The organism is Zobellia galactanivorans, from assembly GCF_000973105.1.
Taxonomy (GTDB): Bacteria; Bacteroidota; Bacteroidia; order Flavobacteriales; family Flavobacteriaceae; genus Zobellia; species Zobellia galactanivorans.
Map to the genome: position 1 here is coordinate 1038298 of NC_015844.1, position 23408 is coordinate 1061705.

A 23408-nucleotide genomic window follows, 5' to 3' on the forward strand; every position below is an offset into this window, starting at 1 on the left:
TTTTTTCAGTGAAAAAGCTGACCTAGGGGGGACGATTGAACAACAAAGGGCATCTTCAACAAAACTCCTTAAAAAAAAACTTCGCCAACACAGTGTCGGCGAAGCAAAAGTACCCTTACTGAATTGTTATACTTACTTGTATAACACTTTCTTAACAGAATTTACCACATCTTCATGGTTCGGAAGCCATTCGGCCAATAGTACCGGTGAATATGGGGCTGGTGTATCTGCCGTATTTATTTTTTGAATAGGCGCATCCAAATAATCGAATGCATTGGCCTGAATATGATAGGTAAGCTCGGTAGCTACGTTACCGAAAGGCCAAGCTTCTTCTAAAATCACCAATCTATTGGTTTTTTTCACCGATTTTAAGACCGCATCGTAGTCTAAAGGCTTAACGGTACGCAAATCTATGATTTCACAGCTGATACCTTCCTTTTGAAGTTCATCGGCCGCTTTATCGGCTTCTTTTATAATCTTTCCAAAAGAAACAATGGTAACATCGCTACCTTCCCTTCTGATGTCGGCAACACCCAAGGGAATGGTGTACTCACCTTCCGGCACCTCGCCTTTATCTCCGTACATCTGTTCCGACTCCATAAAAATTACGGGATCGTCATCGCGAATAGCCGATTTCAACAAACCTTTTGCATCAGCAGGGTTTGAAGGTACGACCACTTTTAGGCCAGGACAGTTGGCATACCAGCTCTCAAAGGCCTGGGAGTGCGTTGCGGCCAATTGGCCCGCGGAAGCCGTTGGCCCCCTAAAAACGATCGGACAGGGAAACTGCCCCCCCGACATTTGACGGATCTTGGCAGCGTTATTGATAATCTGATCGATACCCACCAAGGCAAAATTAAAAGTCATAAACTCGATTATAGGTCGACAACCCGTCATGGTTGAACCGACACCTATACCAGCAAAGCCTAACTCGGCTATCGGCGTATCTATCACGCGTTTGGGTCCGAATTCATCGAGCATTCCCTTTGATGCCTTGTAGGCGCCATTGTATTCAGCAACCTCTTCACCCATCAGGTAAACGGACTCATCTCTTCGCATTTCTTCCGACATCGCCTCGACAATGGCTTCCCTAAATTGTAATGTCTTCATATTATATGGAGTATCTTTTTGTTATGAACGTTAAAAACGCAAGCAAAAATAGGAAATTATATATCAAAACATAGGCTCTCAGAATCAAAAAAAGTTACAAAAAATACTATGCATGCATAGTATTTTCGAAAAAGATTACATATCTTCGTGTAGATTAAAAACAGCTTTATAGACATGAAAATATTAGTTTGCATAAGTAATGTTCCTGACACGACGTCTAAAATCAACTTCACCGAAGGCGATACCAAATTCGACACTAACGGTGTTCAGTTCGTAATAAACCCTAATGACGAATTCGGTTTGACCCGTGCCATGTGGTTCAAAGAGAAGCAAGGTGCCACCGTACATATAGCCACGGTTGGCGAAGCATCGGTAGAGCCGACCATGCGAAAGGCCCTGGCCATAGGTGCCGACGAGGCCATTCGCGTCAACGCCGTACCTGCCGACGGTTTTTTCGTAGCCGAACAATTGGCCCATATTATTAAGGATGGAGCCTACGACCTTGTTATTGCAGGCAGGGAATCTATCGACTACAATGGCGGTATGGTACCTGGAATTTTAGCCTCTTTATTAGGAATGAACTTCGTAAACTCATGTATCAACCTAGAAGTTGACGGAAACACAGCTACCGCAGTGCGTGAAATCGATGGTGGAAAGGAAACCCTTCAAACCACATTGCCCCTAATTATTGGTGGACAAAAAGGACTTGTTGAGGAAAGCGACCTTAAAATACCGAATATGCGCGGTATCATGATGGCCCGGAAAAAGACACTTACAGTGGTGGAGCCCATTGAGGCTACCAAAGCCACCAACGATGCGAAATTCGACAAACCCGCGGCAAAAGGCGCCGTAAAACTGGTCGACTCGGTAGACGAACTTGTAAACTTACTACACAACGAAGCCAAAGTAATCTAAGCCATTCCTTTGGTTTTTGAGACCTACACCGGTTTGAAGGGGTAGCCACTCAAATATTTGTTTCTAAAAAATTAAAAAATATACACCATGTCAGTATTAGTATATACAGAATCCGAAAACGGAAAATTTAAAAAAAGTGCCTTTGAAGTCGCGTCTTACGCCAAGGCCGTGGCCGACCAATTAGGCTCCTCGGTAACGGCAATTTCATTCAACGCCGAAGACAATGAAAGTCTTGGCGCATTTGGTGTTTCAAAAGTATTGAACGTATCGGACGACAAGCTGGCCACCTTTAACGCGCAGGCCTACGCCAATAGCATTGCTCAGGCCGCGAGCAAAGAGGGCGCCAAGGTAATTGTATTGAGCTCAAGTACCAACAGTAAATTTTTGGCCCCAATCCTTACGGCCAAACTCAGGGCCGGGTATGTTCCCAACGTAGTGGCCGCCCCAGACAGCACAGCTCCCTTTACCGTTAAACGTACCGTTTTCAGCAACAAAGGTTTTGCCCATACCGAAATCGCCACCGATGTAAAAATCGTCGGGGTATCGAACAACTCATTCGGTATAAAGGAAAACCAGACCACTGCAGCGGTCGAAGCCTTTAATGCCGATCTTGGCGATGGCGACTTCGCCGTGAAATCGACAGAAATCGATAAGGTTGCCGGTCAAGTTACTATTGCAGATGCAGATATCGTAGTTTCTGGAGGAAGGGGCCTAAAAGGTCCTGAAAATTGGGGAATGATTGAAGAACTTGCCGGAGTACTCGGCGCTGCCACCGCATGTTCGAAACCTGTTTCGGATATGGGATGGAGGCCCCATGGCGAGCATGTGGGCCAAACCGGTAAACCCGTAGCCTCAAACCTATACATCGCCATAGGCATCTCTGGTGCCATTCAACACTTGGCGGGAGTGAGTGCTTCTAAAACCAAAGTAGTCATCAACTCAGACCCTGAGGCCCCATTTTTCAAAGCCGCAGATTACGGAATCGTAGGCGATGCCTTTGAAGTGGTACCGAAACTGATTGAAAAATTAAAGGAATTTAAGGCGCAAAACGCTTAATTTTTGTTAATTTGCGCTCATTAAAGGGCTGTTTAAATGCATGGTACGCCCATCTTTAAACAGCTTTTTCTATTTAATGAATATATGAGCTTAGTCAGGTTAAAAATAAAAGGTATTTCTTATAGCCAAACACAAAATGGGGCCTATGCCCTAATTTTGAACGAAGTGGAAGGTGACAGAAAACTCCCCATCGTTATTGGTGCTTTTGAAGCGCAGTCCATAGCCATTGCCCTTGAAAAAGAGATTAAACCACCTCGACCACTGACGCACGATCTGTTTAAAAATTTCGCAGACCGTTTCGATATCATCGTAAAACAGGTCATTATTCACAAATTGGTAGACGGTGTTTTCTATTCGAGTATTATTTGTGAACGCGATAAGATCGAAGAAATTATTGATGCAAGAACCAGTGATGCCATTGCCTTGGCCCTACGGTTCAACGCCCCGATATTTACGTACAAAACGATTTTGGACAAGGCGGGCATCTTTTTAAAGTTTTCGTCAAAAGACAAGGCAAAGGAAGAAACCGACGACAGTATAGTCGTCGATGAAATCCTTCAAGAAGGTGAGACCGTTGAAATAGAATCAGGAGCCTCCGATGGTTATACCGAACTTTCCATCGAAGAACTTCATAAAGAACTCGATCAAGCAGTGGCCAATGAAGATTACGAAAAAGCTGCCAAACTACGTGATGAGATTTCTAAAAGAAATTGATAATTAGCAAGTACCTTATGAAAATCAACCCGTGGATCGTTCTGCTTGCCCTTTGTATCTTCTCCCCATCACTAGCACAAGAAAGCACATCGATACCCGCGGTCGAAACCACTGCTATCAATGATGTCATTGCCCAAAACACCCCTAGCATTATCCCAAACGAAGGGTTTAGCCTAAATAGCCTCTCCCGTGGAATATTAGGGATGGCCGTTTTATTGCTCATTTCATATCTGTTCAGCGCCAATCGAAAAGCAATCAATTGGAGAACCGTAGGAATCGGACTCGCACTACAACTACTGATAGCCATTGGCGTACTGAAAGTGCCCTTTATCCAAAAAGTATTTGAGTCGGTCGGCGAGGTCTTTATCAGTATTTTGGGCTTTACCCGGGCAGGGAGCAAGTTTCTGTTCGAAGGATTGGTCGTTGACACCAATACCTTCGGCTATATCTTTGCCTTTCAGGTGTTGCCTACCATTATTTTCTTTTCCGCACTTACGTCTTTGTTATTCTATTTGGGCATAATACAAAAAGTCGTTAAGGCCTTGGCGTGGATGCTTTCCAAATCTTTGGGAATCTCCGGTGCCGAAAGTCTTTCCGTTGCGGGAAACATCTTTTTAGGACAGACCGAAGCACCATTATTGATTAAAGCTTACTTGGAGAAAATGACCAAGTCAGAGATTCTTCTAGTTATGATAGGGGGAATGGCTACCGTTGCCGGTGCTGTTTTGGCCGCCTATATCGGGTTCTTAGGAGGGGAAGACAAGGTATTGCAATTGGTATTCGCCAAACATCTTTTAGCGGCATCGGTCATGGCTGCACCAGGTGCCATTGTCATTTCAAAAATACTATATCCACAAACAGAGGCCGTAAATACAGAGGTGGCCGTATCTTCCGAGAAGATCGGCTCTAACGTCTTGGATGCTATCGCCAATGGCACAACCGAAGGCCTAAAATTGGCGGTCAACGTGGGTGCCATGCTCTTGGTTTTTGTGGCCATGATCGCCATGTTAAACGGAATTTTAGATTGGATCGGCGATATGACGACCCTAAACCAATGGGTCGCCCACAACACCTCGTACGAGAAGTTTTCATTAGAGGCCATTCTTGGGACTATCTTTGCCCCATTGATGTGGCTTATTGGCGTTGCCAATGAAGATATTATGCTCATGGGGCAACTCTTGGGAATTAAGCTTGTTGCCAGTGAATTTGTCGGTTATATTCAATTGGCGGAATTAAAAGACATGGCGACAGGCGCAAGTTTCACCTATAATAAATCGGTGATTATGGCCACTTATATGCTTTGTGGCTTTGCCAATTTTGCGTCTATAGGGATACAGATCGGCGGAATTGGCTCATTAGCACCCGGACAACGTAAAACGCTTTCCGAATTTGGCCTTAAGGCCGTTCTTGGCGGTTCTATCGCTTCATTGCTATCTGCCACTATCGCAGGGATGATTTTAGGCTAAAACAACACCCTTTACTTCAACGGATACTATTTTGGTTAATAAATCTCTGATAACTACCACAAGTAGTCTTTGAGCTTTAACCTACAAAATTCTATTTTTACCCCACTATGAAGCAATACCACGACTTACTAAAGCACGTACTCGATAACGGCAATCAAAAAGGAGACCGAACAGGAACAGGAACCCTTAGCGTTTTCGGATATCAAATGCGTTTTGACCTCAGCGAAGGCTTCCCTATGGTAACTACTAAAAAGTTACACTTGAAGTCTATTGTTTATGAATTGCTTTGGTTTTTGAAAGGTGATACGAACATTAAATACCTTCAAGAAAATGGTGTGCGTATCTGGAACGAATGGGCCGATGAAAATGGCGATTTAGGTCCTGTTTATGGCCACCAATGGCGTAACTGGAACAATAATGAAATTGACCAGATCAAAGATGTTATTGAATCATTAAAAAACAACCCTAACAGTAGACGTATGTTGGTTTCCGCATGGAACCCGAGCGTACTTCCCGATACATCAAAATCATTCTCTGAAAACGTAGCCAACGGTAAAGCTGCGCTTCCACCATGTCACGCTTTTTTCCAATTTTACGTGGCCGACGGCAAGCTTTCATGCCAGTTATACCAACGCAGTGCGGATATCTTCCTAGGGGTACCTTTCAATATAGCCTCTTATGCCTTATTCACTATGATGATGGCACAGGTATGCGGCTATGAAGCGGGAGAATTTATCCACACTTTTGGTGATGCCCATATTTACAACAACCATATGGAACAGGTAGAATTGCAATTGAGTCGTGAAACCCGTCCCCTACCCAAAATGCTCATCAATCCTGAAGTAAAGGATATTTTTGACTTCAATTTTGAAGATTTTACCTTAGAGGATTACAACCCGCATCCACATATTAAAGGGGCCGTAGCGGTTTAACGTTCGTCAAAAATCCTTTTGGGTCATTCCTGCCCTTTCTATATTCCTTATATTTATAGGATATTATAGAATGGATATGACCCTGACCGATTCCCTTTTGGATTTCTTTTTAGAGACACGCGAACACACCGAGACGATTTGTTCCCCCTTAGAAATTGAAGATTACGTAGTACAGCCCATTGTTGACGTATCGCCACCAAAATGGCACTTGGGCCATACCACTTGGTTCTTTGAAGAATTCATATTAAAAAACCACGCCAAGGGATACCAAGTCTTTAACGACGATTTCTCATTTGTATTCAACAGTTATTACGAAACCGTAGGCAAACGGGTAGTCCGATCCGACCGCGGCAATCTATCACGCCCATCGGTAGAAGGGGTATACGCCTACCGCACACACGTAACCCAAGCCATTAAAGAACTATTCTCATCGCCTCAGGCCAACGAATTATACCTTCTTTTGGAAATTGGCATACACCACGAGAAACAGCATCAAGAATTACTCTTGACCGACATCAAGTACATATTGGGCAACAACCCCTTACTTCCTTCCTATTCCGATAGTTTTGAAGAGCATCCTATCACCCCCGAATCCCAAGAATGGATTCCCATGGATGAAGGTATCTATGAAATCGGCCATGCTTCGGACAGCTTCTGCTACGATAATGAATTGGGAAGGCACAAAGTATACCTTCATCCTTTTGAAATATCGAGTAAACTGATCAGCAACCGTGAATTTATCGCTTTTATTGAAGCAGGAGGGTATCAAAGATTCGATTTATGGCATGCCGAAGGATGGGATTGGGTAAACCAAAACCAAATTTCCGCTCCTTTATACTGGCACTTAATCGATGGGCTTTGGCACAATTACACGCTAAACGGACTCCAAAAAGTTACACCCGAAGCTCCGGTGACCCACATATCGTATTTTGAAGCCTTTGCCTTTGCCCAATGGAAAGGATGTCGCCTGGCTACTGAATTTGAGTGGGAAGCCGCCCAATCGGCATTTAATTGGGGCCAACGATGGGAGTGGACGGAAAGCGCCTACCTTCCCTACCCTAATTACAAAAAAGCCGACGGCGCCCTAGGCGAGTACAACGGCAAGTTTATGGTCAACCAAAAGGTATTGCGCGGAGGCTCCGTAGCGACCCCCATACGACATACGCGCCCTACCTATCGCAATTTTTTCCAGACCCACCTGAGATGGCAATACACCGGATTACGGTTGGCCAGAAATATTTAACCCCCTTCCGTATAGTTTTCAGAACCTTTTCGACTTAAACAATATGCAAAAATCCACCCAAGTACTTTTTAAGACTCAATTTGAGGAAGATGTCTACAAAGGCCTAAGCGACTTTCCGAAGCATTTGTCCTCTAAATATTTTTATGATCAAAAAGGGGATAAACTGTTTCAAGACATCATGCACATGCCCGAATATTATCTTACCCGAAAAGAGTACGATATATTAAAACAGCATACGGCAGAAATAGCTGAGAAGTTCGCCATGGGCAACCCCAAGTTCAAGCTGATCGAATTGGGCGCAGGTGACGGAAAAAAGACCAAGATCCTTCTAAAATACCTTTCAGAAAATAATTTTGACGTCAAATACCAACCCATAGACATCAGTCAAAGCGTACTTGACGGTCTTGAAAAATCACTTCACAAAGAATTGCCCGACTTGCAGGTAGAACCTCAGCACGGCACCTATTTTGAAGCCTTAGAAAAAATAAATTTAGAAAACGGCACTAAGAAAGTTATTCTATTTTTAGGTTCCAACATTGGCAATTTGCTTCACGAACACGCCATTGCCTTTTTAAAAAGTGTTCAAGAGCTCATGCAAGAAGACGACCTTTTGTTTATCGGTTTCGACATGAAGAAAAATCCGCAGACCATACTAGACGCCTATAATGACCCTTCGGGGATTACCGAGGCGTTCAACAAAAATGTGCTGGCCCGCATCAATACCGAACTCGATGGCAATTTCGACCTCGATAAATTTCTTCACTGGGAAGTCTATGACCCCGAAACAGGTACGGCAAAAAGTTATTTGGTAGCCAAAGAAGCCCAAACTGTAAGTATTGACAAGTTAGGCCTACTAATAGATTTTGCCCCATGGGAAACCATACATACTGAAATCTCACAAAAATACGACGACAAGGTAGTAGCATGGTTGGCCGACAATGCCGGCCTAAAAATAGAGACCGAGTTTTCCGATCCTGAAAAGGAGTACAAAAATTTCGTTTTCAAAAAGTGCTAACCCCTTTGTTTCGTCCAAAATCCATTTTAAACTACCTTGTTCGCACGAGGTCAATACCCATATTCATATGAAAGCAATTTGGAACGGTACCGTAATCGCCGAGAGCGACGACACCCTGGTAGTCGAAAACAACCACTATTTTCCAGCGGAAAGTATAAAAAAGGAATATTTTAAAGCCAGCAACACACATACCACCTGCCCATGGAAAGGCCAAGCCCATTACTACACCCTATCGGTAGACGGGAAAGAAAACCCCGATGCGGCATGGTTCTATCCCGAAGTCAGTGAACTGGCCAAGGGAATAAAGGGCCGCGTGGCATTTTGGCGTGGAGTGACCGTAGAAAAATAGAACCCCCCTTGCCATAAAGCCCAAGCCTTAGACATGAAACAAAAAGCCAGACCGTAAAATCACGATCTGGCTTTTTAAATTTTAAAATACCGATCGCCTATAGGTCTAGAACCGCGTTCTCCCCACCTGCGTAATCATTCCACTGGTAACGATCCGCTTCGGTTTCATTAACGTAATTACCGTCAACGATGTACTTAAATTCAAACGAACCTTCTTTAGGAAGTTCTATAGTACCTTTGAAATTTCCATTTTTCAATTTTTTCAACGAACTGGCCTTGTCAGCCTTCCAGTTGTTAAAATCACCAACAACGGCCACTTTTTTCGCATCTTCTGCGGGCACGGTAAAGGTTACTTTACAAACGGGTTTTGTTTTGAGATACTGTTTTGAGATTGCCATTATATATAATTTTTAAATTGATTTTCAGTGCTATATCAAAGAGCAAAACTACCATATTAAAGCGCTCATATACAATGATTAACGCATTTTTATCATTTTCGCAATATTCACATAACAAATAGTCGTTTGACGTAAAAAAAGCTCATGGTATTGGCCACATCACTATGTTATAATGCTGTTTTTAAGATTCTTAGAACTTCATCGATATCCCCTTCATTGTTATAAAAATGAAAACTCAACCGAATACCCTTCCCCCGTTGCGAACAGATAACCCCGTACTCTGTCAACTCTTGAAACAGCGCATCATTTCCTTGTATATTAAATATGGTACTATGTTCTTTCCTTTTTACAATGTCATCGGACAAAAGTCCTAATCCCCCAAAACCTTCCATCGCATAGCGCGAAAGGGTTTGAAGCCGCTCTTCAATGGCCCCCTTGCCCAATTTAGTCAGGTAGTCCAATGAAAATTTCATGCTTCCGAAAGTCAAGGTATCAAGGTGCCCAGGTTCAAAATGACGGGCAAAAGACAGCTTATCGCGTGCGCCAAGGTCGTGACCGGATCCATTAAAACCAATCGTTTTCACGCTAAACATATCTTGTACGCCATCCTTAAACAACATAAATCCGTTACCATAACCCGACAACAACCACTTATAGGCACTGGCGCCAAGCACGTCTATAGGTGACCTTTCAAAATCAAAATCGCATGTTCCACAATATTGCGTTCCATCTGCAATGATCTTCAAGTTAGGAAATTCTTCTTTAATTTTTGAAAGAAATTTCATGTTAATTTTAAATCCATTGGTCCATTGCACCAAACTCAAGGCCAATACCGATATATCTTCACTTTTAAGCTTATGGAGGATATTGGCTTCGAGATTCTCGCTCAAGGCAACATACGACAGGGGAAAACCACGGTATTCAAACGGCCAGTTTACCGACGGATAGTCATCTTTAACCAGTAAAACACGCTCCTTTTTATCCAAACCCTCCAATAACATGTTCAAGCCGAGTGTAAAATTCTGTACCAGCGCGGTATTTTCTTTTTTGGCCCCAAAGAAGCCCGCTACGGTCTCACGGGTCTCGCCGATCAATTTTTCGGCCACCTTGTTTCTAAAATTGCTACCTCCGATCAGATAATCCATATCATGCTCTTGTCTCCATTCCATCAAATCGTCGTTTAGCAATCCTGCAGAAGCGGTATTGGCGTATACATATTGACTTAAAACCGGAAAGTGTTTACGGGTATTTACCATAGCTTATTCTCTGTATCGGCAATTGCCTTATCTTTGTTCTATAAAGGTACTAATTCGTATGTTCTCTAAAAACAAAAACCATTCAGAAGTAGGCCTTGAGCAACATGAAATGCTCGAGAATGCCCAAAACCGCATCAAACAAAAAAAACGCCTGTACGTTCATTTTGTCATCTTTCTTATTGGCAGTGTATTTCTCATTCTGGTCAACAAGATATTAAAGTATGGCGCCACCTATGATTGGTTTATATGGGGCATTACGTTCTGGGCCTTTTTATTCGTCCTTCATGCCTTCAATGTTTTTGTGACCCAAAAATTCATGGGTAAGGACTGGGAACGCACCCAACGTGAGAAACTGGTGGCCAAGCAAAAAAAACGCATAGCCGAAATACAAAAAGAGATCGAAACCGATTTTCCCCTCTCCCAAATAAATAAAAAAAAGGACATATGAACATCATAGCCTTGATAGCGGCAGCGGCCGACAACAATGCCCTAGGAAAGGACAACGACCTACTATGGCATTTACCGGATGATTTTAAGAGATTTAAAAGCCTTACTTCCGGGCACACCATTGTCATGGGCAGAAAAACATACGAGAGCTTTCCGAAACCCCTGCCCAATCGCAAGCACGTGATCATTACCCGCGACAAAAATTACACTGTAGACTACGATGTATGTGTTGTGGTACATTCCTTAGAGGAAGCTTTGGAACTGGTAAAGGACGAAGACTTATCCTTTATAATCGGAGGCGGCGAAATCTACAAACTGGCCATGGAGCACGCCAATAAAATTGAACTCACCCGCGTACACGGCATTTTTGAAGATGCCGACACCTTCTTTCCGGAAATACCCGAAAGCCAATGGGAACTTGCCAGCGAGCAATACCATCCCGCGGATGAAAAGCACAAATACGCCTTTACTTACCGCACCTATTTAAAAATCTAACTTTTCAACCCGAATATCGGGGGCGACACCGCTAACGAAATTACGTAGTACCTTCGGATCAATATTGGTATAAAACCGATGCCCCTTATGGCTTGTGGCCGTATTGAGCATAGCGTTCTTTTCCAAAATGGCCTTTACTTGGCGCGCAACGGCCTCACCCGAATCGATAATTTTGACCCCCTCGGGCATTATCTTTTGCAGTACCGGCACCAAATACGGATAATGGGTACACCCAAGAACCAAATGGTCCATACCTTGATCAAGCATGGGATCAATATACTTCCTCAAAAGCGTTTCCGTTTCTTTTGAATCTATATTCCCACTCTCTACCAAGGGAACCAGACCGGTGCCTTCTTGCTCAATTAATTTTATACCGTTTGCGTGGTTTTCCGTGGTACTATGAAAAAGACTACTGGAAAGTGTTCCCTTGGTCGCTAGTACGCCTACGACCTTTGATATGGAATTCAGGGCCGCAGGTTTTATAGCAGGCTCTATTCCGATGAACGGCAGTCCATAATGCGTTCTCAGATATAAGATGGCGTTGGTAGTGGCCGTGTTGCAGGCCACAACGATAAGCTTACACCCCATTTCCATGAGCAACTCGGTATTCTTGATACTCAGTTCAAGAATCTGTTGTTGTGACTTTTCCCCATAGGGTGCATTCTTGCTATCGGCCAAGTATATGGTTCGCTCCCGCGGTAACAGTTTGTGGATTTCCTTCCAGATAGAAGTACCTCCAACACCTGAATCAAAAACACCTATCGGGGCCTCGCTCATAATTCCTTAGGTTTATTTCAATACTTGGGTTATAGGGCTACCCGTAGTTCCACTTGGAAAAGCGACCCCCAGTAGAGCGGCTATGGTGGGCGCAATATCATCTATTTCGGTTCGCTCTACCGTGCTCCCTTGTTTTATTCCCGCACCGTAAAAAAGTAGAGGCACATGTGTATCGTATATTTGTGGCGACCCGTGGGTCGAACCTGTTTTTTGATATGAAATGATTCCTGGGGCCAAAACGACCAATACATCACCGGAACGCTTTTGGTTGTAGCCGTTCTGCAAGATATAAGGTATACCATGCGTATAATCGTTCTGCCACATCTGATAGGCGGTATAGGTTCTATCGATACCCTCGTAGCTCAAAACTTCCTTGGCAATGGCTTCCTGAACCTCTTGAACGCTTAAATCAAGGTTGTTTATAATATCATGATCAAGAAAATACTGATAATTGGAAAAATTCTTTACAATATCGGTAGTGCCGTAATTAAACTCCAAGAACTGGGCAAAATCATTTTTCATAGCATCCCAAGAAACATAATCGGCCGGTATCTTTTTATCCTTTAAATACGAAGGCACCTCTATTGCAGCGTGGTCGGCACTTAAAAATACGGTATACTCCCCTTTACCTACTTTTCGGTCAAGTTCCTTAAACAGACGCTCCAAATCACGGTCTAATCTCAAATAGGTATCTTGAACCTCTTTGGAAGCTACCCCAAACTTGTGGCCGACATAATCCGTACTTGAAAAACTAACGGCCAAAAAGTCGGTAATATCGTCCGACCCCAAAGCTTCGGCATCTAAGGCCGCCAAGGCAAAATCAGTGGTCATACTATTTCCAAAAGGTGTGGCCTTAAGCATTTCGTACTTTCCATTGTTGTCCCATAACGCAGGAAGATCGTGCGGAAAGACCGGGGACTCCTCTCCTTTGAACTTCCCTTCATAGGCATTGTAATCAGAAGCACTTTCTACGTATTCATTTATATTCTTTAGAGTCTTCCAAGGTTTTTTATACGCATCGACAGACTTCTCGGCATTAAATTTTTCGACCCACACGGGCAACTTATCCATATAGTATGAACTGGTAATCCATGAACCTTCACTAAACCAATAGGCAGCGTTCGCCGTATGGCCTCCCGGCAAAACCGCCCCCCTATCCTTTAGGGCTACGGCAATGGTTTTTCCCCGCATTTGCGTATGTAAACGCAATTCATCGGTAATAGTGGTTACCGTCATTCTATGGGGTGACATCTTTCCCGCATCCGACGTAGTTCCGACTGACTCGTAATCGGGATCTCCGGCACAATACACGCTTGTTTCAGTAGCTTTATCGTACCAGTTATTTCCTATTATACCATGCACGGCCGGAGTGGTACCGGTATAGACCGAGGTATGTCCCGGGCCTGTGCTTGTAGGAGCGTAGTTATAGTGGTTGTTCTTACAATTGAAACCTTCGTTTACCAAGCGTTTAAAACCGCCTTCACCGTAGTGGTTCCAAAAACGGGTGATATAGTCGTATCGCATCTGATCAACGATAATACCTACCACTAGCTTTGGCTCCGTTCTTAAGTCAGATACGGGCTGCTCTTTTGATTTTCGCTGAGCAAGACTATTGGAGGGTAAAAATGTTAAGGTAAAAACTGATAAAAAAACAATGAAATAATTCTTATGCATAACTGGATAGATTGTAATAACAAAAGTAAAGAAATTACCCTTTTAAAATTTAAATGAAGGTTAAATGAAATCGTTTATTGTTATTTTTGTTAGGATATACCTATTTTCATCACATGAACTACTTAACATCTATTGGCAGGTATGCCATAATGATAAAAGACGTCTTTAAAAAACCTACGAAATGGCGTATCATGAAATCGTTGATTTTAAAGGAAGTCGACGAGCTGATCTTTGGTTCTCTAGGTATTTTAATTTTTATCGCCTTTTTTATGGGAGCGGTTGTAGCTATTCAGACCGCACTCAACATCACCAGTGAACTTATTCCGAAAAACTTGGTCGGTTTTGCCACAAGGCAATCGATTATATTGGAGTTCGCCCCAACTTTTTGTTCTATCATCATGGCAGGAAAAGTAGGCTCGTATATCACCTCAAGTATCGGCACCATGCGGGTCACCGAACAGATAGACGCATTGGAGGTCATGGGGGTAAACGCCTTGAACTATTTGGTTTTCCCAAAGATCGTTGCCTTATGCCTCTACCCTTTTATTATTTCGATAGCCATGTACGTAGGTATCTTCGGAGGCTGGATGGCGGCCGTATTCGGCGGGTTCAGTACCAGCGCCGATTTTATAGAAGGGGTTCAATTGGACTTTATTCCATTTCACGTAACCTACGCTTTTCTCAAGACCTTGGTCTTTGCCTTTGTTTTGGCCACCGTGCCCTCATACCACGGTTTTTACATGACGGGAGGCGCCTTAGAAGTAGGTAAGGCGAGTACGACTTCATTTGTGTGGACAAGCGTTGTCATCATTGTAGCGAACTATATTCTAACCCAACTTTTATTAGGCTAATGATCGAAGTAAACGACATACACAAATCTTTTGGCGACACCCATATCTTAAAAGGTGTCACCACAAGTTTCAGCAAAGGAAAGACTAATCTTATCATTGGACAGAGTGGGTCGGGAAAAACGGTTTTCCTAAAGTGTCTTTTAGGTCTTTTTACCCCCGAACAGGGCTCGATCAGTTATGACGGAAAAATATACTCCGAAATGACCGACGAACAAAAACGTAACCTTCGGCAAGAAATAGGTATGGTTTTTCAGGGAAGTGCCCTATTCGACTCCATGACGGTCGAGGGCAATGTAAAATTCCCGCTTGAAATGTTTACAAAACAATCGCAATCGGAAATGCAAGACCGGGCCGACTTTGTGCTTAAACGGGTCAACTTGGTGGATGCCCACCATAAATATCCTTCCGAAATATCAGGAGGTATGCAAAAAAGGGTAGCGATAGCCCGGGCCATTGTTATGAACCCCAAATACCTATTTTGTGACGAGCCCAATTCCGGACTCGACCCCAAAACCGCCATAGTTATCGATAACCTGATTCAAGAAATTACCGAAGAATACGATATCACCACGGTAATCAACACCCACGATATGAACTCCGTAATGGAAATCGGAAAAAAAATCCTCTTTCTAAAAGATGGGCTAAAAGCATGGGAAGGTACCAACAAAGAAATTTTCAAGACCGAAAACGAAACCGTTACCGATTTTGTCTATTCTTCGGATCTCTTTAAAAAGGTACGGCAAATGTATATTGAAGAACGTAACTAAACGCAACAACCTTTCATACGATTAAACTACAGCTGATTATCTGGCTCCGCGCAATTGTACCGTAGAGTCTTTCAAACGCACTTTCAACCAGTCTAGAATTTTCTTGTTTTCCGCTGCTGTCTTGGCAGAAGACATTCCCTTTTTCCATTTTACCTCAAAAATGGACAGCGTATCGATTTTCTTGAAATCATTGATTACCGCGTAGTCGAATTGTATCGACTCAATATCCTTATAATTCGCCTTGGCTTCGGCACTGATATCTAGAAACGGTATCTTTTTTTGCCGAGATGCATCACGCCGTAACCGGCTCACTTCAGCTTCGAGAAGGGCTATTTTTTCCGCCTTGCTCGACAATTGATTTTTTTGTGATTCATAGAGCTCGTTAACGTATTTCAATTGGTCTACTTGCTCGTTCTGGGCCCCTTGAATAACGTGAAGCTCCGTATTTCTTAGACGGTAGAAATCCTCATCCTCTTTCAAGATAGTATTCCACGAGGCAATGATATTTTCAGGTATGACCTCATTCCCCATACACACCACTTCAATGACCGGCTTTTCACCTTCATTGTATTCAATGCTGGTAAAATTATCTAAAAACCTACCTCCTCCCATAAACTGGTATTTCCCGATAGTCTCGCTAACAAATTCCGTAGCTTGCTTTTTAAACATCGATTCTTGAAATACCTTATAGAAGGTCCATCCCGCAGGAATCATGACCAACAAGGCCACCACCGAGGCTATACGCGCAATTCGTCTTCGCTTGGCCGAATTGGCATAACGTACCATGGGAAACTTCAACAATTTTATGGTCAAAAAAGTGGCCAAGGCAATGAAAATCGTATTTATAATAAACAAATACATGGCCCCAAAAGCATAGCTAGGATTACCTATGGCCAGTCCAAAACCCACCGTACACAATGGTGGCATTAAAGCGGTTGCAATGGCCACCCCGAAGATGACACTGGCAATGGTCCCTTTTTTGGCCCGGGCGATAACGAGGGCCAAACCTCCAAAAAAGGCAATGAGCACATCACGAATATCGGGTGCGGTCCGTGCCAACAACTCCGATGATTCATCTTGAATAGGAAAAAATTCAAAGAACAGGTAGGCGGTTAAAACACTGAGCACTACCATTACCGTAAAGTTCTTAAGGGAACGCCTCAGCGTATCGATATCGTTAATGGCCAAAGACATACCCAGCCCCAAAATAGGACCCATTAGGGGAGATATCAACATCGCACCGATAACGACCGCCGTAGAGTTTGCATTCAACCCTACGGAGGCTATGAATATAGAACAAACCAAGATCCATGAAGTATGGCCCTTAAAGGGAATATCCGCTATTATGGCCGCCTTCGTAGCTTCTTGATCGGTATTCTCACGAATATCGAGCAACTCACGTACAAACCTTCGAACACTTTCCCAAAGCCCTTTCGCATCTTTTCGGATGGCTTCCTTGGTCTCTTCTTCGCTTGACGTAAGATTATCTTGGTTTAGTTTATCACTCATATCATACTGTTAGGCATATGTATCTCCAAATTTATCCTTAACCTCGCCCAAAACCTTTTTGATATCCTGTTCTTTGGATTTTGGATAAATTAAAAGTACTTCTTTTTTGTCTACGATAATATAGTCGTTAAGACCATCTACTACCACAATCTTGTCTTTTGGCGACCTTATCATATTTCCGGATGCATCGGTAGTAACGACCTTACTGTTCACCACGGCATTGTTGTCTTCGTCTTTATCCAATTTATCGTATAAAGAGCCCCAAGTACCCAAATCGTTCCAATCAAATGACGCCGGAAGCACAAAAATGGATTTAGAGTTTTCCAAAATCGCATAATCGATGGAGATATTCTCCGCTTTCGGGTAGTTTTCTTTTATAAACTCCTTTTCTTCGCCAGTATTGTAACAAGACATTCCAGATTCAAAAAGGGAATACTGTTCAGGCTGATAATTTTTAAAGGCGTTTACAATGGTCTTTACGCTCCACATAAAGATTCCGGCATTCCACAGAAAATTCCCTTGGGCCAAAAATTCCTTGGCCGTTTCATAATCGGGTTTTTCCCGAAATTGATTCACCTTCTTCAAGCCCTCGGCACTTTCCTTTTCAAATTCGATATAACCAAAACCGGTATTCGGAAACGATGGTTTTATACCTAAGGTACAAAGCACCTCTTCTTTTTCGCATTTTTCAAAACAGGTGGTGACATCTGCGGCGAAAGCATCTTCATCTTCGATCCAGTGATCGCTCGGAGCCACGATCATAACCCCGTTTTCATTCATTTTTTGAATCTTTAGGGCCGCGTACAAAATGCAGGGCGCCGTATTACGCATTGCCGGTTCAAGTACCACTTGATCCTGCTTTACCATAGGAAGCTGCTCCAATACCAAATCGTTATATCGCTCATTGGTCAAGATGAGAATATTCTCCGTAGGCACAAATTTATTCAGACGCTTAAAGGTTTTTTGGATCAAGGTATCGCCAGTACCCAACATATCATGAAATTGCTTGGGATAAGATGACGTACTGATCGGCCAAAATCTCGAGCCGACACCTCCGGCCATTAACACTGCGTAATAATTTTTGTTTTTCATTTTTTAATTGCTCTTGGAAGCGAAGCCAATATAGTCTTCACATCGCTATTAATAGTTAGCTATTCTTATTTCAATTTATCTTATTTCCTACAAATATCACTCAAAAATCAATTCCACTTCCGCATTTGGCTGAAAAAGATACATACGGCCCGTTGCGACCTCTATACATTCGTATCGTTTGATCCTTCTATTTCCCCTTTTATACAGTTTTCCGTTATAAATACGGAAAACGCTACCTAAAGGCACCTGAAAAACATAGGTTTTATCGGTGTTTTGGGCATCAAACTGTTTGAGGGCTATCGACAATCGGGCATCGGTACTACTACTCGCCTTGGGGTTCTTAAAGTGATGCGCCAAAAGGGGCAATAATTGCGAGGGAAATATTTCGGGACGAATAAAGGGCAGCATGAGGTATTGAAATATACGCTTCCACTCCGCACCGTGAGGCTTTATGCTTCTACCGTACTTTTCAAATGCCACCAAATGGGCCAGTTCGTGGATCAGGGTAATTAAAAAGCGATATTTATTGAGGTTTGCGTTAACGGTAATCTGATGCTTCCCGTTGGGCATTCTTCTGTAATCGCCATGTCGCGTGACCCTTTCATTAACGATCTTCAGGTGCGCACCTGTTTTCTGAATTAATTCAAGACACGATTCAACGGCCCTTTCGGGGAGATATTTTCGCAACACATTATCCACTGGAAACAAAAATAAGTTAACTCGGCCAATAAATGAAGTTATCTATTATTAAGCCTATGTCAAAAATCGATTCCCCCTAACGGCCTCGGTTGTACCTCTAAAAATATCAAGGAGTACTATTGCTGACCTGAAGCAACTTGCCATTGTAAAATTTATGTCCATTTAAGGCGAAATCTTTGATATACCCGGCCATCTCCAAAGCTGTAGTAGGCGCCTCATAGCCCGGAAAGGCTTCTTCTAGCATTTCCGTCTGAACCGCCCCTAAGGCCAAAACATTGAAAGACGGGCCGGTTTCCTTAAACTCTTCCGCCCACAGTTCCGTGAGTGTAATGACGGCCCCCTTACTGGAACTGTATGCCGACAAGCCCGGAAACTTAACGCTCCCCTGAACACCGCCCATAGAGCTAATGGTCACCACATGGCCTTCCTTTGACATTTTAGGAAGGACCCTTCTCGTCATTTCGGCAACACCGAATACGTTTACCTTATAAACCGCTTCGAACTCCTCGGCTTCAGTCTCTAGAAAAGGTTTGTTCAGCAACTTTCCCGCGTTGTTGATAAGCAGGTCTACCGATTTAAAGTTTACATCCACAAAATCTTCCATTTTCTTAAAATCGGAAGGATTACCCAAATCAAAGGGGAAACTGAAAATATTTTTATGGCCCAATTCTGATATAGGTCGGTCATTTCGCGATAAGGCCAAGACTTTATGACCTTCATCCGCAAACAATTTTGCCAGTTCAAAACCTATTCCCCTACTCGAGCCCGTAATAATAACATTTGCCATTAGTTATATCGAATTTCTTTAGTCGAGGCGTTTACGATACCCTCTACAACCGGAATACTTTTATTAATCAAGTTGGCCATATGGCCGAAGTCCATTTCAGAGATCTCGTCCCCCACCTTGTGATAGTGATTGAAATTGGTAAAATCAAAGGTGCTAAAGGTTTGCGAAGGCACACCGAAAGCCTCATGAAAAGGATAGTTATCAGACCTCATAAAAAGATTGAACTCCTTTGCCTTTGGAAGAAAACCCGCATAGGTACCACCTTCCGCATAGCTATTGGCCACATCGGCCATATTCGACTCCTCATACCCTGTTAAATAGGCTAGATAGTCCTTATCTACCAAGGGCACGCCTACCATCTCATAATTAAGCATTACATAAAGGTTCAAATTGGCTTCCTTTAGTTTTTGCGCCAAATGCTTCGACCCTAAAAGTCCTTTTTCCTCGGCACTAAAAAGCGCAAAGATAATGCTCCGCTTGTTGGTCTTTGTATTTCCAAAATAACGGGCCAATTCCAATACGGTAGTCGTTCCCGTAGCATTATCGTTGGCCCCATTGGCAATTTTATCGCCGTTCTCTTCGGCTATCAAGCCTATATGATCATAATGGGCCCCGACAATTACAAACTCGTTCTTTAATTCAGGATCGTTGCCCTCTACCATACCTACCACATTGAACGCAGGTTGGTCATAATTGGACAACTCATCCCGATAGGTTTGAAAATAAGGTCTTATGTTATTTTCCGAAAAAACGTTCTCGATAAACCCGGCGGCCTTTTCAATACCCTCGCTACCCGTATCCCTGCCCTGAAGGTCATCAGAAGCCAAGAAGGTCATGATAGCACCAACCTTATCGCTGTTCGAGAATTGATTTTTTGATGCACCTATAGCACCGTTTATACCATTAAGGTCGTCGGCCTTCTTAGGCACTTCCATCAGACTTCGATCAAACTGCACGGCCTCTTCGCTCTGAAGCGTTACCGATTCATCAATTTTAGACGATCCACAGGCCATTACCAGCATGCCCGTCAAGAACACAAAACTCTTTTTCATAGGTATTTAATTTTCGACTACAATTTAGAAATAAAAAAAGGCATCTCGAAATTACCGAGATGCCTTTATTATATTAGTTTCTATCTGTTTAGGCCAGCATGGTCACCGGATTTTCCAAATAAGAACGTAAAGTCAATAAAAATTGGGCCCCTGTAGCACCATCGACCGTTCTATGGTCACAGGCCAAGGTTACCTTCATTGTATTCCCCACTACGATCTGACCGTCTTTCACCACTGGTTTTTGCACAATGGCCCCTACGGAAAGAATTGCAGAATTAGGCTGGTTGATAATTGAAGTAAACTCGGTAATACCGAACATACCCAAGTTAGAAACCGTGAACGTACTTCCGTCCATTTCAGCCGGGGTAAGTTTTTTGTTTCTTGCACGACCGGCCAAATCCTTAACGGCGGCACCGATTTGCGTTAAACTCAACTGATCTGTAAATTTCACGACCGGCACCACAAGGCCGTCATCTACCGCTACGGCCACACCTACATGTACATGATGGTTGTAACGTGTTGTATCACCCTTCCAAGTCGTATTGACTTGAGGATGTTTCTTCAATGCCATGGCACAGGCCTTCACTACCATATCGTTAAAGGACACCTTGGTATCGGGCAAATCGTTTATTTGCTTTCTAGAAGCCATTGCATTGCCCATATCTACCTCAATAGTAAGGTAATAATGAGGAGCCGTAAATTTAGACTCAGACAATCGTTTGGCGATAGTCTTACGCATCTGCGAATTTTTCACCTCTTCGGAGCCTTCTTCACCAACCGGTAAGATTACAGGCGCGCTTGCAGGGGCTGCAGCCGTAGCTGCCGCTTTTTGCGGTGCAGCTGCCGGTGCTGCGGCAGGCGTATAATTTTCGACGTCTTTCTTTACGATTCTTCCATTATCCCCAGAACCAGGAACACTGGATAAATCGATGCCTTTTTCCTTAGCTATTTTCTTGGCCAAAGGTGAGGCAAAAATACGCTGTCCATCGTTTACCGACTTTGGTTCGGCGGCCTCTTTCTTCGGTGCTTCCTTTGGGGTTTCTGCAGGAGCACTTGCTTTTCCACCAGAAGATGGTTTTGCATTAAGCACGGCATCAACGTCGGTACCCGCAGGGCCTATAATGGCCAAAACCGCATCGACCGGTGAAGATTCACCTTCCTGTATACCTATATATAATAAGGTTCCCGAATAGAAAGATTCAAATTCCATTGTAGCCTTATCCGTTTCGATTTCGGCTAAAATCTCACCTTCTTCTACCGTATCACCTACTTTTTTCAACCAAGCGGCAACGGTACCCTCTTCCATAGTATCGCTCAAGCGGGGCATCTTTACGATTTCCACACCCTCAGGAACTTCAGCAGAAGCGCTAACCTCATCGGAACTTTCAGAACTATCGTCTACCGGCTCATCCGCCGCATCGGCTTCCTGAACTTCAGAAGACGCCGCACTACCGTTCAATAGGGAAGAGATATCTTCACCTTCCTTACCGATAATGGCCAACAAAGAATCAACCGGAGCGCCTTCACCCTCTGGTATACCGATATGCAACAGTGTTCCCTCATAAAAAGATTCGAACTCCATAGTAGCCTTATCGGTCTCTATTTCTGCCAGTATATCACCCTCTTCAACCTTGTCTCCAACGTTTTTTAACCACTTGGCCACGGTACCCTCTTCCATGGTATCGCTTAAGCGGGGCATGTTTATTACTTCTGCCATCTACCTAATTATTTATGTTGTACAAATGGAAAATCTTCTTGTTCATAGACCATATCGTACAATTGCTGTACTGGCGGATAGTCTGACTCGTCTGCAAATTTCTCGCATTCCAAGACCAAATCCTTCACCCTTTTGTCTATAGCTTTTATCTCTTCTTCCGATGCGTAATTATTTTCTTTAATAATATCAAGAACCTGGGTAATGGGATCAATTTTCTGATATTCCTTTACTTCTTCCTTAGTTCTATAGTGTTGCGCATCTGACATAGAGTGTCCTCTATATCGGTATGTTTTCATTTCCAAGAAAGTAGGTCCGCCACCAGAACGTGCCCTATCAACGGCCTTGCTCACTTCTTGGGCCACCGTTACGGGGTCCATACCGTCTACGGGACCACAAGGCATTTCATAGCCCAAGCCGAGTTTCCAGATTTCAGTGGAGTAGGCAGTTCTTTCTACCGAAGTTCCCATGGCATATCCATTGTTTTCACAAATGAAGACTACCGGAAGTTGCCATAACATGGCCAAGTTCAAGGCTTCATGAAAGGAACCTTGGCGTACGGCACCATCACCCATATAACATAAGGTAACGTTGTCCCTTCCTGCATATTTATCACCAAAGGCCATACCGGCACCCAACGGAATTTGACCGCCCACGATACCATGTCCACCGTGAAAACGATGTTCTTTAGAGAATATATGCATAGATCCACCCATACCTTTTGAGGTACCGGTTACCTTTCCATACAATTCGGCCATTACTTTTCGGGGATCCACACCCATACCAATTGGCTGTACATGGTTTCTATAAGCCGTAATCATCCGGTCTTTGGTAAGGTCCATTGCATGCAATGAGCCGGCCAAAACAGCTTCTTGACCATTGTACAAATGTAAAAAACCTCTAACTTTTTGTTGAATGTAGACCTGTGCCAGCTTGTCTTCGAACTTACGCCAGAACAACATATCCTCATACCATTTCAGATATACCTCTTTGGTAATTTTTTTCATTGATGCTATTAATTTGGATTCTTCGTTACATCTTGTCAATTCCTTTCATACATGGAATGAACCAGAAGAGCAAAAATACATATT

The 23408-nt window shown here is 43.3% G+C and carries 24 protein-coding genes; 12 read left to right on the forward strand and 12 right to left on the reverse strand.

Features of this window, described 5'->3' with window-relative positions:
* Window positions 1–132: 132 nt before the first annotated feature.
* Window positions 133–1110: a pyruvate dehydrogenase complex E1 component subunit beta gene (locus ZOBGAL_RS04095; RefSeq protein WP_013992242.1), complete on the reverse strand. Its 978-nt coding sequence runs from the start codon at window positions 1108–1110 to the stop codon at window positions 133–135.
* 174 nt (window positions 1111–1284) lie between these two features.
* Here ZOBGAL_RS04095 and ZOBGAL_RS04100 point away from each other — a divergent pair, with 174 nt between their 5' ends.
* The 8 genes from ZOBGAL_RS04100 to ZOBGAL_RS04135 all read left to right on the forward strand — a co-directional run bounded on the left by ZOBGAL_RS04100 (window position 1285) and on the right by ZOBGAL_RS04135 (window position 8800).
* A complete protein-coding gene (locus tag ZOBGAL_RS04100; RefSeq protein ID WP_013992243.1) occupies window positions 1285–2025 on the forward strand; it encodes an electron transfer flavoprotein subunit beta/FixA family protein in 741 nt (246 codons plus the stop codon).
* A gap of 87 nt (window positions 2026–2112) precedes the next feature.
* A complete protein-coding gene (locus ZOBGAL_RS04105; RefSeq protein WP_013992244.1) occupies window positions 2113–3081 on the forward strand; it encodes an electron transfer flavoprotein subunit alpha/FixB family protein in 969 nt (322 codons plus the stop codon).
* Window positions 3082–3165: 84 nt separating this feature from the next.
* Window positions 3166–3795, forward strand: coding sequence for a bifunctional nuclease family protein (locus ZOBGAL_RS04110; RefSeq protein WP_046287741.1), 630 nt, complete (start codon window positions 3166–3168; stop codon window positions 3793–3795).
* 17 nt (window positions 3796–3812) lie between these two features.
* A complete protein-coding gene (locus tag ZOBGAL_RS04115) occupies window positions 3813–5261 on the forward strand; it encodes a NupC/NupG family nucleoside CNT transporter (RefSeq protein ID WP_013992246.1) in 1449 nt (482 codons plus the stop codon).
* 107 nt (window positions 5262–5368) lie between these two features.
* On the forward strand, window positions 5369–6193 hold the full coding sequence (locus tag ZOBGAL_RS04120) for a thymidylate synthase (RefSeq protein WP_013992247.1): 825 nt from the start codon (window positions 5369–5371) through the stop codon (window positions 6191–6193).
* A gap of 76 nt (window positions 6194–6269) precedes the next feature.
* Window positions 6270–7436, forward strand: a complete 1167-nt coding sequence (gene egtB, locus ZOBGAL_RS04125; protein ID WP_046287742.1) for an ergothioneine biosynthesis protein EgtB — start codon at window positions 6270–6272, stop codon at window positions 7434–7436.
* Window positions 7437–7479: 43 nt separating this feature from the next.
* Window positions 7480–8451 carry an L-histidine N(alpha)-methyltransferase gene (gene egtD / locus ZOBGAL_RS04130; RefSeq protein WP_013992249.1) on the forward strand — a complete coding sequence of 324 codons (972 nt, stop codon included), beginning with the start codon at window positions 7480–7482 and terminating at the stop codon, window positions 8449–8451.
* Window positions 8452–8518: 67 nt separating this feature from the next.
* Window positions 8519–8800, forward strand: a complete 282-nt coding sequence (locus ZOBGAL_RS04135) for a DUF427 domain-containing protein (protein ID WP_013992250.1) — start codon at window positions 8519–8521, stop codon at window positions 8798–8800.
* A 97-nt stretch (window positions 8801–8897) separates the two neighbouring features.
* Here the strand turns inward: ZOBGAL_RS04135 and ZOBGAL_RS04140 are convergent, their stop codons facing one another.
* Window positions 8898–9197, reverse strand: coding sequence for an isoamylase early set domain-containing protein (locus ZOBGAL_RS04140; RefSeq protein WP_013992251.1), 300 nt, complete (start codon window positions 9195–9197; stop codon window positions 8898–8900).
* 167 nt (window positions 9198–9364) lie between these two features.
* A complete protein-coding gene (locus ZOBGAL_RS04145) occupies window positions 9365–10453 on the reverse strand; it encodes an aminotransferase class V-fold PLP-dependent enzyme (protein ID WP_013992252.1) in 1089 nt (362 codons plus the stop codon).
* A gap of 58 nt (window positions 10454–10511) precedes the next feature.
* Between ZOBGAL_RS04145 and ZOBGAL_RS04150 the strand changes: the two genes are divergently transcribed.
* Together ZOBGAL_RS04150 and ZOBGAL_RS04155 are read left to right on the forward strand one after the other, a co-directional pair.
* Complete coding sequence (locus ZOBGAL_RS04150; RefSeq protein ID WP_013992253.1) at window positions 10512–10901, forward strand: 2TM domain-containing protein; 390 nt, start codon at window positions 10512–10514, stop codon at window positions 10899–10901.
* Window positions 10898–11395 carry a dihydrofolate reductase gene (locus tag ZOBGAL_RS04155; RefSeq protein WP_013992254.1) on the forward strand — a complete coding sequence of 166 codons (498 nt, stop codon included), beginning with the start codon at window positions 10898–10900 and terminating at the stop codon, window positions 11393–11395. Before ZOBGAL_RS04150 ends, ZOBGAL_RS04155 begins: the two co-directional genes overlap by 4 nt.
* Here the strand turns inward: ZOBGAL_RS04155 and murI are convergent.
* Together murI and pafA are read right to left on the reverse strand one after the other, a co-directional pair.
* Entirely contained in the window at window positions 11384–12172 is a 789-nt protein-coding gene (gene murI, locus ZOBGAL_RS04160; RefSeq protein WP_013992255.1) for a glutamate racemase, read from the reverse strand. The genes ZOBGAL_RS04155 and murI overlap by 12 nt on opposite strands.
* Window positions 12173–12184: 12 nt before the next feature.
* Window positions 12185–13846 carry an alkaline phosphatase PafA gene (gene pafA / locus ZOBGAL_RS04165; RefSeq protein ID WP_013992256.1) on the reverse strand — a complete coding sequence of 554 codons (1662 nt, stop codon included), beginning with the start codon at window positions 13844–13846 and terminating at the stop codon, window positions 12185–12187.
* Window positions 13847–13959: 113 nt separating this feature from the next.
* Here pafA and ZOBGAL_RS04170 point away from each other — a divergent pair, with 113 nt between their 5' ends.
* Together ZOBGAL_RS04170 and ZOBGAL_RS04175 are read left to right on the forward strand one after the other, a co-directional pair.
* On the forward strand, window positions 13960–14697 hold the full coding sequence (locus ZOBGAL_RS04170; RefSeq protein WP_046287328.1) for an MlaE family ABC transporter permease: 738 nt from the start codon (window positions 13960–13962) through the stop codon (window positions 14695–14697).
* Window positions 14697–15464 (forward strand): ABC transporter ATP-binding protein, encoded by a 768-nt coding sequence (locus ZOBGAL_RS04175; RefSeq protein ID WP_013992258.1) that lies wholly within the window; start codon window positions 14697–14699, stop codon window positions 15462–15464. The genes ZOBGAL_RS04170 and ZOBGAL_RS04175 overlap by 1 nt, the downstream gene beginning before the upstream one ends.
* Before the next feature lie 36 nt (window positions 15465–15500).
* Here the strand turns inward: ZOBGAL_RS04175 and ZOBGAL_RS04180 are convergent, their stop codons facing one another.
* The 7 genes from ZOBGAL_RS04180 to pdhA form a co-directional block, all read right to left on the reverse strand.
* Window positions 15501–16973, reverse strand: coding sequence for a DUF389 domain-containing protein (locus tag ZOBGAL_RS04180; protein WP_013992259.1), 1473 nt, complete (start codon window positions 16971–16973; stop codon window positions 15501–15503).
* A gap of 9 nt (window positions 16974–16982) precedes the next feature.
* Entirely contained in the window at window positions 16983–18065 is a 1083-nt protein-coding gene (locus ZOBGAL_RS04185) for a mannose-1-phosphate guanylyltransferase (protein ID WP_013992260.1), read from the reverse strand.
* 96 nt (window positions 18066–18161) lie between these two features.
* A complete protein-coding gene (locus ZOBGAL_RS04190; protein WP_046287329.1) occupies window positions 18162–18764 on the reverse strand; it encodes a SprT-like domain-containing protein in 603 nt (200 codons plus the stop codon).
* A gap of 106 nt (window positions 18765–18870) precedes the next feature.
* Window positions 18871–19551 (reverse strand): SDR family NAD(P)-dependent oxidoreductase, encoded by a 681-nt coding sequence (locus ZOBGAL_RS04195; RefSeq protein ID WP_013992262.1) that lies wholly within the window; start codon window positions 19549–19551, stop codon window positions 18871–18873.
* Window positions 19551–20603 (reverse strand): M28 family metallopeptidase, encoded by a 1053-nt coding sequence (locus ZOBGAL_RS04200; protein WP_013992263.1) that lies wholly within the window; start codon window positions 20601–20603, stop codon window positions 19551–19553. Before ZOBGAL_RS04200 ends, ZOBGAL_RS04195 begins: the two co-directional genes overlap by 1 nt.
* An 88-nt stretch (window positions 20604–20691) precedes the next feature.
* The gene (locus ZOBGAL_RS04205) at window positions 20692–22320 is read right to left on the reverse strand and encodes a pyruvate dehydrogenase complex dihydrolipoamide acetyltransferase (RefSeq protein WP_013992264.1); all 1629 of its coding nucleotides are present in this window, start codon (window positions 22318–22320) and stop codon (window positions 20692–20694) included.
* An 8-nt stretch (window positions 22321–22328) separates the two neighbouring features.
* Entirely contained in the window at window positions 22329–23324 is a 996-nt protein-coding gene (gene pdhA, locus ZOBGAL_RS04210; protein ID WP_013992265.1) for a pyruvate dehydrogenase (acetyl-transferring) E1 component subunit alpha, read from the reverse strand.
* Window positions 23325–23408: the final 84 nt, after the last annotated feature.

Coding starts and splice junctions, on each gene's coding strand:
- ZOBGAL_RS04100 (WP_013992243.1), top strand. CDS start 1,285: ATGAAAATATTAGTTTGCATAAGTAATGTTCCTGACACGACGTCTAAA.
- ZOBGAL_RS04155 (WP_013992254.1), top strand. CDS start 10,898: ATGAACATCATAGCCTTGATAGCGGCAGCGGCCGACAACAATGCCCTA.
- egtD (WP_013992249.1), top strand. CDS start 7,480: ATGCAAAAATCCACCCAAGTACTTTTTAAGACTCAATTTGAGGAAGAT.
- ZOBGAL_RS04200 (WP_013992263.1), bottom strand. CDS start 20,603: ATGAAAAAGAGTTTTGTGTTCTTGACGGGCATGCTGGTAATGGCCTGT.
- ZOBGAL_RS04180 (WP_013992259.1), bottom strand. CDS start 16,973: ATGAGTGATAAACTAAACCAAGATAATCTTACGTCAAGCGAAGAAGAG.
- egtB (WP_046287742.1), top strand. CDS start 6,270: ATGACCCTGACCGATTCCCTTTTGGATTTCTTTTTAGAGACACGCGAA.
- murI (WP_013992255.1), bottom strand. CDS start 12,172: ATGAGCGAGGCCCCGATAGGTGTTTTTGATTCAGGTGTTGGAGGTACT.
- pdhA (WP_013992265.1), bottom strand. CDS start 23,324: ATGAAAAAAATTACCAAAGAGGTATATCTGAAATGGTATGAGGATATG.
- ZOBGAL_RS04140 (WP_013992251.1), bottom strand. CDS start 9,197: ATGGCAATCTCAAAACAGTATCTCAAAACAAAACCCGTTTGTAAAGTA.
- ZOBGAL_RS04195 (WP_013992262.1), bottom strand. CDS start 19,551: ATGGCAAATGTTATTATTACGGGCTCGAGTAGGGGAATAGGTTTTGAA.
- ZOBGAL_RS04175 (WP_013992258.1), top strand. CDS start 14,697: ATGATCGAAGTAAACGACATACACAAATCTTTTGGCGACACCCATATC.
- ZOBGAL_RS04150 (WP_013992253.1), top strand. CDS start 10,512: ATGTTCTCTAAAAACAAAAACCATTCAGAAGTAGGCCTTGAGCAACAT.
- ZOBGAL_RS04170 (WP_046287328.1), top strand. CDS start 13,960: ATGAACTACTTAACATCTATTGGCAGGTATGCCATAATGATAAAAGAC.
- ZOBGAL_RS04135 (WP_013992250.1), top strand. CDS start 8,519: ATGAAAGCAATTTGGAACGGTACCGTAATCGCCGAGAGCGACGACACC.
- ZOBGAL_RS04145 (WP_013992252.1), bottom strand. CDS start 10,453: ATGGTAAATACCCGTAAACACTTTCCGGTTTTAAGTCAATATGTATAC.
- ZOBGAL_RS04095 (WP_013992242.1), bottom strand. CDS start 1,110: ATGAAGACATTACAATTTAGGGAAGCCATTGTCGAGGCGATGTCGGAA.
- ZOBGAL_RS04110 (WP_046287741.1), top strand. CDS start 3,166: ATGAGCTTAGTCAGGTTAAAAATAAAAGGTATTTCTTATAGCCAAACA.
- pafA (WP_013992256.1), bottom strand. CDS start 13,846: ATGCATAAGAATTATTTCATTGTTTTTTTATCAGTTTTTACCTTAACA.
- ZOBGAL_RS04115 (WP_013992246.1), top strand. CDS start 3,813: ATGAAAATCAACCCGTGGATCGTTCTGCTTGCCCTTTGTATCTTCTCC.
- ZOBGAL_RS04105 (WP_013992244.1), top strand. CDS start 2,113: ATGTCAGTATTAGTATATACAGAATCCGAAAACGGAAAATTTAAAAAA.
- ZOBGAL_RS04185 (WP_013992260.1), bottom strand. CDS start 18,065: ATGAAAAACAAAAATTATTACGCAGTGTTAATGGCCGGAGGTGTCGGC.
- ZOBGAL_RS04205 (WP_013992264.1), bottom strand. CDS start 22,320: ATGGCAGAAGTAATAAACATGCCCCGCTTAAGCGATACCATGGAAGAG.
- ZOBGAL_RS04120 (WP_013992247.1), top strand. CDS start 5,369: ATGAAGCAATACCACGACTTACTAAAGCACGTACTCGATAACGGCAAT.